Genomic DNA, 10,854 nt, shown 5'->3' with positions numbered 1-10,854 from the left:
CGTACCGTCTTCCGATGTATAGGTGTAGGTGCCGTTATTGTTGTCTACCAACGTGGTTACCGTCTCGTTGCCACGAACAATGTCCTGGATGTTGATGGTATGCGAAGTTCCCGTATTGTCCACATAGGTAAAGCTGGTTCCGTCATAGTAAACGTTACCGCCCACCGAAGTGTTCGTAAGGTTCGTAATCAACTGGTTCAGCACGCTTGTATTGGTGATGATGTCATTGAAGTTGCTCACAACGTCTGCAGGAACATCGATAGTGACCTGTGTACCCGCCTCGTTGGTATAGGTATAGGTACCGTCGTTGTTGTTCACCAACGTGGTTACCGTCTCGTTGCCACGAACAATGTCCTGGATGTTGATGGTGTGCGAAGTACCCGTATTGTCTACATAGGTAAAGCTGGTTCCATCATAGTAAACGTTACCGCCCACCGAAGTGTTCGTAAGGTTCGTAATCAGCTGGTTCAGCACGCTTGTATTGGTGATAATGTCATTGAAATTACTTACAACGTCTGCAGGAACATCAATAGTGACCTGTGTTCCGGCTTCATTGGTATAGGTATAAGTACCGTCATTATTGTTGACGAGTGTTGTTATCTTTTGCAAATCTGATAAAGCTATCCTCACGTTATTCCCATCACTATCGGTCAGAATTAAATCCTGCCCGTTTTGTGTCAGGCTGACATTGGTCGTGTTGGTATCATCGCCATTACTAATCATTTTGATCCATTTGTTCTCATACCAATAGTAGAAGCCCGGTGTAACACCAAAAGGAGCAGTTCCGGTTTCTGCCGTGTTAAAAACCAATAAGCTATTGGGCAGGGTTCCCGTATTGACGATCGGGTTCATACTGTTGGTACTCTGAAGTGCCACCCTTGGTATAAGAATACCTCTTTTCTCTGGTTGCCCGTCAACAGTTACTTCTAACTGTGATGAGTTATTAGGCGTTCTGGTTCCTATTCCTACCTGGGAATAAGCTGCAGAGGCTCCTAATATAGCAATGGCGGTGAGTAATAATTTCTTCATGATCGTAGTTTTAGTTTATTCTTAGTGCTGGCCTTACTATCTCCGTAAAACACGGCCAAAGGCTTTTTGATTTTAAAATCTCTTATTGATTATTTGATTTTTAGGATAACAAACTCGCTTCTCCTGTTTATTTCATGTTCCCTTTCCGTACATTCCACACCATCAGAACATCCATTTCTTAACTGTGTTTCACCGTAACCTTTAGCAGAAAGTCTGCTGGAATCTATTCCGTGTTCTATCATATACTGCTTAACAGCATTGGCTCTCCTTTGTGAAAGCTTCAGATTATATTCCCGGGCACCCCTGCTGTCTGTATGGCATCGTATCGCTACCGTCATGCCCGGATACTGTCTCATGACGTCTATTATCTTCTCCAGGTCGAGAGCCGCATCAGGCCGTATGTTTGCTTCGTCAAAGTCAAAGTAAATATCTCTGATACCGAAGGCGTCTGCGATATTTCCTTTTTGCCTGATTTCAGTAATTCGTTTTTGAAGAGCGATATCTACCTCTACAAAACCATTTGAACCATCCGCTTCAATATTTTTCTCGTCTGTCAGATAATCTTTCTTTTCTGCACGTATATGGTATCGTTTGCCCTTTTGCAGTTTTGTCTTAAAAATGTAATTACCCTTGCGGTCTGTGACAGCTTCTTCCAATAATTTAAACTTATCATCATAAAGGCCAAGTTTTACATTTTCCAATCCCTTATCATTTATCGAATCCCTTACCTGTCCTTCCGCAAATTGTTCATTTTCCAGTTTCCTGTTTTCTTTCAATCTGTAGATATCGTCATATCCCATTCCTCCGTTTCGGTTGGAAGAGAAGAAACCACCTTGTGATTTGGTATCAATCATAAAGGCAAAATCATCCTGACCTCCATTAACAGGAGTACCTACATTTTGGGGTTTCTCAAATCCGTTTTCACCCATCTTGCTTCTGAAGATATCCAGTCCTCCCAAACCGGGATGCCCGTCTGAAGCGAAATACAATTCATTTTCGTCGGATATGAATGGAAAGGTTTCTTTGCCTTCCGTATTGATTTCTTTTCCTAAGTTTTCAGGTTTGCCAAATGTACCGTCAGCATTTATGCTTACCTTATAGATATCTGACTGTCCTATGGAACCTGGTCTGTCTGAAGCAAAATAAAGCGTCTTGTCGTCGGGACTAAGTGCCGGATGCGCCGTATTAAATTCATCATTATTAAATGGTAACTCGGTAACGTTTCTCCATTTTTCATCTTCAAATGTCGCCTTGTATATTTTTAGTACAATCCTTCTGTCTTTGCTTCTTCCATTCTTGCCGTTATTGTAGTTATTGCGGGTAAAATATATGGTCTTCCCATCTTGTGTAAAAGCGGGTGTAGCCTCATGGAAACCGCTACTGATTTCATTTGCAAATCTTTCCGGAGCTTCCAGAGTACCGTCACTTCTCACCTTTGAAGCATATAGATTCGTGAACGGAAGTTCTGTCCACCTGTCTATTCTTTTTGCGGCACCTTTTTCTTCTCTTGAAGAAGCAAAGATGAGAGAGCCTTTATAAAAAGTGGTGCCATAATCCTGTCCTTCGGAATTGATTCCTGCGCTTTCAATGCTGTAGCGTCCGGAATTATCCAGAATAGCAGACAGATAATCCTTGTCTTCTTCATACAATTTTCCTCTGCCGTCAATGACATTCTTTTTTGAAAATCTATCCATCATCTGCGCCGATTTTTCATAATCGCCAATAGACTTCAGTGTCTGGGAATACCTATAGAAATACTCAGGTTCGGGTTCTTCACCTAACGCAAACAGTTCCGTATACCATTTGTTTGCTTTTTGAAATTCCGCATTGAAATAGTAAGCGTTGGCCAGTTTTTTAAGCAGGTCTGGCGAACTGTATCCTTTTGCGACTATGTTTTCATAAACAGTAATGGCGTCGATATAGGCAAAGTCATCATAGAGCTTATCCGCTTTTGCCACCTTTCTTTCCTGGGCAACGACAGAAAGTGTAAAAAAAACAGACAGCCATGCGGTCATTACGAGGGTAATTTTTTTCATAAATATCCAGGAGTTTAGAAGAATCGAGGCGTCATTACCTTGTCATATTTTTTAAACAGTTCAAATCGCAGAAATATCTCATGGGAGCCTGAATTATAGGTTGCCAGCCTGGTGGTTTCTGCATCATAGGCATAGCCTGCAAAAAGCCCATCAGTCAACTGAAATCCAACCATAGCACTAACAGCAGCACTCCATCTGTAGGCTACTCCGCCCGTTATTTTTTCATTGAAGAGAAAATTGGCCGAAAAATCTGCCTGAAGAGGAGCTCCTTCCGCTATTTTAAAAAGTAAGGACGGTTTGAATTTCAAATCCGGATTTAATTCAAAGACATGTCCTCCCATCAGATAGAAATGCATATTTTGCCTTGCTGTAGAATAATTTCCATTATCCTGGTAATGTTTGGTTTCAAGGAAAGCAGGTACAGACAGCCCTACATAGGTATCTTTTGAATACAGAAACGCACCCGCTCCAATATTTGGAGTAAAGGAATCTTCTATATTACTTTGAAATCTCGGGTCATTAGGGTCATAGATATCCAGTTTGGTATAGTCTACGTTTAACAGATTGGCGGTTGTTTTCAGTCCAAAAGCCAAATTGAACTCTTCCGAAAGCCTAATCATATAAGAAAAATCGACCGAGATATTATTCTCACTGGATGGCCCTATCTTGTCGTTCACAAAAGAGAGTCCAAGACCAACATTGCTATTGCTTATAGGTGAATGTAAGGCAAATGTGCCGGTTTTTGGTGCCCCTTTCAAGCCTATCCATTGTGCACGATAGAGCCCAAAAATGCTCAACACATCTCTGGAACCTGCATAGGCAGGATTGATGTTCGCCGTATTGTACATATACTGGGTATACTGCGAATCCTGCTGGGCAAACCCGACTACTCCAATAAAAAGAGCGAGCAAGGCAAGCTTGTAACTGGTTTTCATGTTTTTTTGTTTTCTGATTAGTTATCGTTCAGATATAGGTAACCTGCCTTTTCAATATTTCTTTTGTTTCCGGATGGGGAAGAAAATTCATAGGTTAGCACATAGAAATAGGTTCCGGAAGGCAGTTTGCTGTCCGGCTGTATAGTTGCCCTTCCATGTGAAATGCCATTGAATACATTCCCATCAGAATCATAATTTGTAGTTTCAAAGACTTTCACGCCCCAACGGTTGTAGATAGTCACCCTGTTGTTTGGATAGTGCGTGATACCATCGATAAAAAAGTAGTCGTTTTTGCCATCACCGTTTGGGGTAACCCCGTTGTAGATTACGATGTTTCCTTCTGGTTCTACTCTTCTTTTTACTTTAGCCAGTGTAAATACGCCAAATCCCGAAGTTGTGAAAAAGGAGGTTACGGTTCCTGTGCCCCTATTGCCTCTATCGACAATTCCACCTTCATCCACCCACAGGTTCTGCTCTTCGTTCCATCGAACGATGGTCACTTTTTCTTCCTCTACACCGGAGCCTTCAAGACCACGCCAGATAAACTCCGGAGTTGTCAACTCGTCCCAGGTAAGGGAAAGCATAATTTCAGTTTCTCCGTCCAATTTGTCAATTGTCCAGTATTCCGTATTGTCAATCACTTCTATATTCCCGGCCTTGCTGGCATGCGGATACAAAGTATTGGAATTTTCTAGAAAATATTTTCCCATGAATGCATCGGTAGGTGCATTGGGAGATGTAGGTGCTATTTTGGCCGGTCTGTGATATCCTCCGTTACCTATTGGAAACCAGAATTCTTCATCACCATTTTTTTGTACATATCCGTCAATATGACTGTCATTGTCGGTATTGGAATGGGTTGCCTTGTTTTCATAAACAGCAAGACCGTCACCTTCACCTTTTACAATACCGTTCAGCAAATCAGAATTGCCTGAGATGCTTATTGTTCCAGAAAGTTTGAAAGGAGGTTGTGGCGAGCTGTTGTTGAAAAGCACATCATAAAATTTAAAGTAGTCGCTTGGTGCATTTCCGGAAATAGACTGCAGCCTGTTACCCTCAAACAGGGTATAGCCACGTTGCCCTGAAGTGAAACCTATTATTCCGTCATTGTTGAAATTTCGGAAAACATGAAATTCTCCGTCATTTGTAAAAGTTGCTGTTGAAGTATTGTCAAAATCCAGATAGGTAGAAAGCGTGGTTCCCGGCAATACTGACATTTCTCCCGTATTTGCCATCTGTGCCCGCAAGCTCCCCCAAAAGAGCAATGCTAAAAATAAATTCACAATTGTTGTTGTCCTCATATTATCCTCTGGTATGCCTTATCCTTACTTTAACTTTTTTGCCGCGCCCAGCGGGATCCGTACGAAGAACTTTACCCCTAAAACTCTTACGGCTTTCCCGCTTCCGCAGCCTGAAAAAGCGCCCGATAGTGCCGTCTCTACCACAATACAGCACTCATGCAGGACGAGCGTCCTATAAAAGCATGTTGGGCCTTCTTTTTATCATGTATTTTTTACAATCTTTATACTGATAACATTTTTGTCCCAAAAGAATAACATCAACCTGAGAACATTTTTCATGGATATATCATCCGATGATGAAAAACACCTACAAGCAATAACTTATTCTATTCAGAATATTTTAAGTAGGGATTTATATAATCCTAAAGGATTTGTAGAAAGCTGGGGCATAGCTTTATGATTAAACAGAGGTTAAATAGCTCTCAATCACAGTACAAAGATGTGATAGTTACTGAGAAAGTAATAGCAAAAAGTAATAACTGGCAGTATACAAGCGTAACTGGCAACATACAGGAATAACTGGTTAGGCCAATTATGGGGATTTATAGAAATTTGCCTCTTTTGCTTAATCATTTCTTAAAACAGGTCTTAAAAAAAGCTTCCATTCTTTAACCCTAACTTAATCTTTTTCTAATTGCTGAATTTTTTTGCGAACCTACTTTTGTGCCATCAAACAACATAACACATCATGAAAAAATTCTATCTCTTATTGCTGCTTTTTGCAGGATGGATGGCTGAAGCTCAATCCCTCTATCCCTACCTGCAAGCTCCCACTACCAATTCAATTTATGTCAACTGGAAAACAGAAAGCAATCCGGAATCTATAGTAGAATACGGAAGTACGCCAAATGCGCTCACCCTATCAGCTACCGGAACCAACAGCATATTTACAGACACCGGATATCCGGCCAATTACTATTACCACAGTGTAAAAATATCAGGACTTAACCCAAACACTAAGTATTATTACCGCGTCAGAACCGGAACCAGCACTTCACAGACTATGTCATTCAAAACGCTACCGCTTCCGGGACAAGCCGCTACATCTGACGGCCACCTGCGTTTTTTGGTTTTGGGAGACAATCAGATGCGAAACGTTCCGCGATTTGACACGCTTGTTGCCCAGGCCAAAAGAAAAATTGCAGAAAAATGGGGAATCACGGCAGACCCTTGCGATAATATTGCATTGACAGTTATGGTAGGTGACCAGGTAGATGTGGGGACTTTAGACCATTATGAAAACGTACATTTCAAAAAGAATAAGGCTTTATCCGGCTACCTTCCTATTCAGACTCTGGTAGGAAACCATGAAACTTACGGTACATTAGCCATGCAGGCCTATTATGACCATTATGTACTTGATGAAATGTCGTATAGAGGTATTTCATCCGGAACAGAGAATTATTATGCCAATCAGGTAGGAAATGTTCTTTTCATAGCTATGGATACAGAACATACCGGAATCCAGCAATTAAACTGGCTTACACAGGTGGTACAGGCTGCTGATGCTGACCCGACTGTTGACTGGATAGTTTCTTTAGGACACAGACCTTATCAGGCAGAACAGTATGTGGGCGATATTTCTCCATGGATCCGAAATTCAGCTATGCCGGTTTTGGTAACTTCTGCAAAGCACATCTTGCATATTGGAGCCCACCACCACTTATATCACAGAGGCCAATTAAAAAATACGCCAACCTACCAGATTATTTCCGGAGGTGTGGCCTGGGACCAATATTGGGGCATGGCGGCAGAAAAAGATTTTGACGACGTACAGAAAACGATTTCCAACTGGATGTACCAAATTATAGATGTTGACGTCAATAACGATACTTTTGACGTGGAATCCTACTCTATTGGTAGCGCCTATACCTGGAAAAACAATGAACTTATGGATGAATTCCACCGTTATAAAGGATTGGATTCACCACAACAACCAACAATATTGAACGATTTTAATGGTGGTGATGTAGAGTTACCGCTTGAAATTTCAAGTTCTGCCTATACTACTACTTCCGGCCAGTTGTTAAACTCGACAGAGTTCCTGATTGGAAAAACAGCCGATTTTGAAATCATTGAAAAAGACATTTACAGAGATTATGAAAACCTGTATGGCCCTTTAAACGGTCAGGTTGACGTATCGAAAGATATCAACGCGGGCATCGATATTACAAAAGTGACTCTGGCAGCAAATGAAATTCCTAACGGACAGTATTTTGTAAAGGTACGCCACAGAGACAGGAATTTAAACTGGTCTCCATGGAGCGCCGTAAAGTCATTTAATGTAACCAACAGCGGTTTTGCCAATACGCAAATTCAGTTGGACACTATTGCCTACAGACCAAACACTCCAATAAGTGTTTCTTTTACTGATGGTCCGGGAAATCAAAGAGACTGGATTGCTTTATATAAGGTTGGCCAGACACCGGGAAGCGCCAATCCTTCACAATTGTGGACTTATGTAAACGGTCAGCGAAGCGGAACCGTTACTTTTAATGGCTTGACACAGCCGGGAAGGTATTATGCAACGTTTTTAGAAAATGACGGCTATACAGAATTGGCCGGTAGAAAAGAATTTTATGTAGGCCCATTGGTAACGCTTTCTTCTAATGCCCAAACCTACGCTTCAGGGAGTCCGGTTACACTATCTTTTGCCAACGGACCCCGACTTACCAATGACTGGATTGGAATTTATAAAGTAGGCCAAACCCCAGGCGGACCTGCTTCTACACAATGGCGCTATGTTACTACGGCTTCCGGAAATTTTACTTTCAACAATTTGGCCGATGGTTATTATTTTGCCGCATATTTCCTTCAGGACGGCTATAACAGTGTTGGAAACAAAGTATTTTTCCAGGTTGGAAACCAGATTACACAATTAAGCATCAACAAGACCATCTACAACCTCAATGAAAATATTATTGCAACCTGGACAAATGCCCCGGGTATTGTTAAGGATTGGTTGGGAATCTATCATGCCGGAGACGACCCAAATGTAGACGAACTGGTAAGTTTTACCTATTTTGAGGGACTTTCTGAAGGGACAAAAGTTATACAGGACGACAAGCTGCCTACAGAAGCCGGAGATTATTTCATCGTAATGTTTACAAACGATTCTTATAATGAAGTATCCAACCGAATTTCTTTTGTGGTTGAAGAAGCATTGGGAACAGGTGAGTTTTCTTCTCAAAATGGGGTAAAAGTATATCCTAACCCGGTTAAGGAAGGCGAAAAGACCTATATCAAATCAAAATATCCAATCGACCAAATCGATATGTTTGATATGACCGGAAATCTGTTCTATTCTTCAAAAAACATTAATGATTACAATTATTCGATTATCAACCAAAGTTTGCCTTCGGGAACTTATATATTAAAAATTCACTCTAATAAAGTGTATACTGTAAAGGTTGTGGTAAACTAATCAAAACAAAAAACTCTATAACAAAAGCCTCCATCTGGAGGCTTTTGTATTTACATTTAGGATTCTCTTAAGGTCATCCGACAAAAAGTTTTTGTAAATTCAATCCAATAAAAGTGACTATGAGAGATATTGCCAACCGCTTTCCTGAAAATCCGTTACTAAGCCCTAAAGACCTGTTGGCCAGCAACAGCCAGTTTCAGGTGATCTGCCTGCTCAATCCGGGTGTTTTTATTTATGAAAATAAAATCTGGCTCATTGTAAGGGTTGCCGAAAATATTACCCAAAAAGAAGGTTCCATTTTCTTCCCTGTCGTGGATGAATCCGGAGAAATTGAAATTCTTGAAATATTACTGGACGACCCCCATCTTATTGCTAATGATGCCAGGGTAATTAATTACAAAGGAAATGACTATTTAACTACTCTTTCCCATCTTCGGCTGTTGTGTAGCGATGACGGTATCCGTTTTAGCGAACCTGAAGGTTATCCAATCTTATCAGGAATAGGATATCAGGAAAAATTTGGTGTTGAAGATTGCAGGGTCAGCAAAATAGATAATACCTACTACCTGACCTATACTGCTGTTTCAAACAATGGCGTTGGTGTTGGTTTGCGGACTACAATCAATTGGAAAGATTTTGAACAGAAAGGAATGATTTTTCCACCCCATAATAAAGACTGTGCTATTTTTGAAGAACGTATCAATGGTAAATATTACGCCCTGCACCGTCCTAGCAGTAAGGAAATTGGAGGTAATTACATCTGGATAGCCGAATCGCCAGACGGCCTGCATTGGGGAAATCACCAATGTATTCTCAAAACCAGAGAAAATCATTGGGATAGCGCCAGAGTTGGTGCCGGTGCTGCTCCAATTAAGACAGAACGCGGATGGCTGGAAATCTATCACGGCGCCAATGCCGAAAACTTCTATTGTCTGGGTGCTTTCCTAATGGAACTGGACAATCCTTCAAAAGTAATATCCCGAACTGTCGAACCCATAATGGTTCCAACAGAAACTTATGAAACCAATGGCTTTTTTGGTGGCGTAGTTTTTACGAACGGCCATATTATTGAAGGAGACAGGCTGACCATTTATTATGGTGCTGCCGATGAATTTGTTTGTGGTGCCCATTTTTCAATCCGGGAAATTTTATCTTTGTTGGAATAAGTACTATCTCCAAACAATGACAATTACTCAAAAACACACCTTCATCCTGCTGTTTTTCCTGTTACATACGGGATTATATGCCCAAAAAGAAATTGCAATTACCATAGACGACCCCAACACGACGGTTACTCCAAAATTAGAATGGCAGGAACGAAATAATGCCCTTTTGAAAACACTTAAAAAGCATCATATCAAAGCAGCATTGTTTGTGTGCGGCATGCGCGTAGCCGATTCTAACGGCAGGGACTTATTAAAGCAATGGGACGACCAGGGTCATATGATTTGCAACCATTCCTATTCGCATCTGTATTTTAATTCCAAATCCAATTCCAATTCCTTTAAAAAGTTCAGCGCCGATTTTAACAAGGGCGACAGCATAATCAAACCCTACCGGAATTATGCCAAATACTTCAGATTTCCATACCTGAAAGAAGGCAATACGGTTGAAAAAAGAGATTCGATGAGAGTATTCATGTCGCAAATCAATTACAAAAATGGAGCGGTTACGATTGATGCTTCGGACTGGTATATTGATGCGGAAATAGCCAAAGCATTAAAAGAAAATCCTGATGCCGACCTCACTCCCTACAAAAACTACTATATCCAACACATCCTTGACCGAGCTACTTATTATGATGCTCTGGCTGTTCAACTGTTCAACAGACCGGTTAAGCACACGCTCCTACTACACCATTCTTTGCTAAATGCTTTGTTTCTTGACGATTTATTAACGGCTCTCAAAAAGAAAGGATGGAAATTAATTGATGCTCAAATGGCTTTCAAAGACCCCGTTTTTGAAAAAACTCCGGATATTGTGCCTTGTGGAGAAAGCATTATCTGGCAATGCGCCAAAACAACAGCAACCCTTTCTCAATCATTGCGCTATCCGGGCGAAGATGCCGAATATGAAAAGATTCCGCTGGAAGAAGCTGTAAAAGCCTATAAAAACAGTCGGAATTAAAA

At 41.0% G+C, this 10,854-nt stretch carries 6 protein-coding genes and 1 pseudogene; 3 read left to right on the top strand and 4 right to left on the bottom strand.

The annotated features are described in order from the left end of the window. The 4 genes and pseudogenes from ASG38_RS00345 to ASG38_RS00330 form a co-directional block, all read right to left on the bottom strand. Positions 1-1,029: pseudogene (locus tag ASG38_RS00345) on the bottom strand (hypothetical protein); the annotation flags it as partial. Positions 1,030-1,118: 89 nt separating this feature from the next. Next, entirely contained in the window at positions 1,119-3,065 is a 1,947-nt protein-coding gene (locus tag ASG38_RS00340; RefSeq protein WP_056065511.1) for an OmpA family protein, read from the bottom strand. Positions 3,066-3,079: 14 nt separating this feature from the next. Beyond that, on the bottom strand, positions 3,080-4,000 hold the full coding sequence (locus ASG38_RS00335) for a type IX secretion system membrane protein PorP/SprF (protein ID WP_082482116.1): 921 nt from the start codon (positions 3,998-4,000) through the stop codon (positions 3,080-3,082). A gap of 17 nt (positions 4,001-4,017) precedes the next feature. Next, positions 4,018-5,217 (bottom strand): gliding motility-associated C-terminal domain-containing protein, encoded by a 1,200-nt coding sequence (locus ASG38_RS00330; protein WP_162239623.1) that lies wholly within the window; start codon positions 5,215-5,217, stop codon positions 4,018-4,020. Between the two features lie 772 nt (positions 5,218-5,989). Between ASG38_RS00330 and ASG38_RS00325 the strand changes: the two genes are divergently transcribed. From ASG38_RS00325 to ASG38_RS00315, 3 genes are all read left to right on the top strand, one after another. Beyond that, the gene (locus ASG38_RS00325) at positions 5,990-8,725 is read left to right on the top strand and encodes a fibronectin type III domain-containing protein (protein WP_056065503.1); all 2,736 of its coding nucleotides are present in this window, start codon (positions 5,990-5,992) and stop codon (positions 8,723-8,725) included. Between the two features lie 119 nt (positions 8,726-8,844). After that, positions 8,845-9,891 carry a glycoside hydrolase family 130 protein gene (locus ASG38_RS00320; RefSeq protein WP_056065500.1) on the top strand — a complete coding sequence of 349 codons (1,047 nt, stop codon included), beginning with the start codon at positions 8,845-8,847 and terminating at the stop codon, positions 9,889-9,891. Between the two features lie 16 nt (positions 9,892-9,907). After that, complete coding sequence (locus ASG38_RS00315) at positions 9,908-10,852, top strand: polysaccharide deacetylase family protein (protein ID WP_056065497.1); 945 nt, start codon at positions 9,908-9,910, stop codon at positions 10,850-10,852. Positions 10,853-10,854 lie beyond the last annotated feature (2 nt).

Source organism: Flavobacterium sp. Leaf359 (assembly GCF_001423985.1).
Taxonomy (GTDB): Bacteria; Bacteroidota; Bacteroidia; order Flavobacteriales; family Flavobacteriaceae; genus Flavobacterium; species Flavobacterium lindanitolerans.
Note: the sequence above shows the minus strand (reverse complement) of the source record. Positions and strands in the feature narration are given on the sequence as shown.

Excerpts from the sequence above, each read along its gene's own strand:
- ASG38_RS00325 (WP_056065503.1), top strand. The coding sequence starts at position 5,990 with ATGAAAAAATTCTATCTCTTATTGCTGCTTTTTGCAGGATGGATGGCT.
- ASG38_RS00340 (WP_056065511.1), bottom strand. The coding sequence starts at position 3,065 with ATGAAAAAAATTACCCTCGTAATGACCGCATGGCTGTCTGTTTTTTTT.
- ASG38_RS00315 (WP_056065497.1), top strand. The coding sequence starts at position 9,908 with ATGACAATTACTCAAAAACACACCTTCATCCTGCTGTTTTTCCTGTTA.
- ASG38_RS00320 (WP_056065500.1), top strand. The coding sequence starts at position 8,845 with ATGAGAGATATTGCCAACCGCTTTCCTGAAAATCCGTTACTAAGCCCT.
- ASG38_RS00330 (WP_162239623.1), bottom strand. The coding sequence starts at position 5,217 with ATGTCAGTATTGCCGGGAACCACGCTTTCTACCTATCTGGATTTTGAC.
- ASG38_RS00335 (WP_082482116.1), bottom strand. The coding sequence starts at position 4,000 with ATGAAAACCAGTTACAAGCTTGCCTTGCTCGCTCTTTTTATTGGAGTA.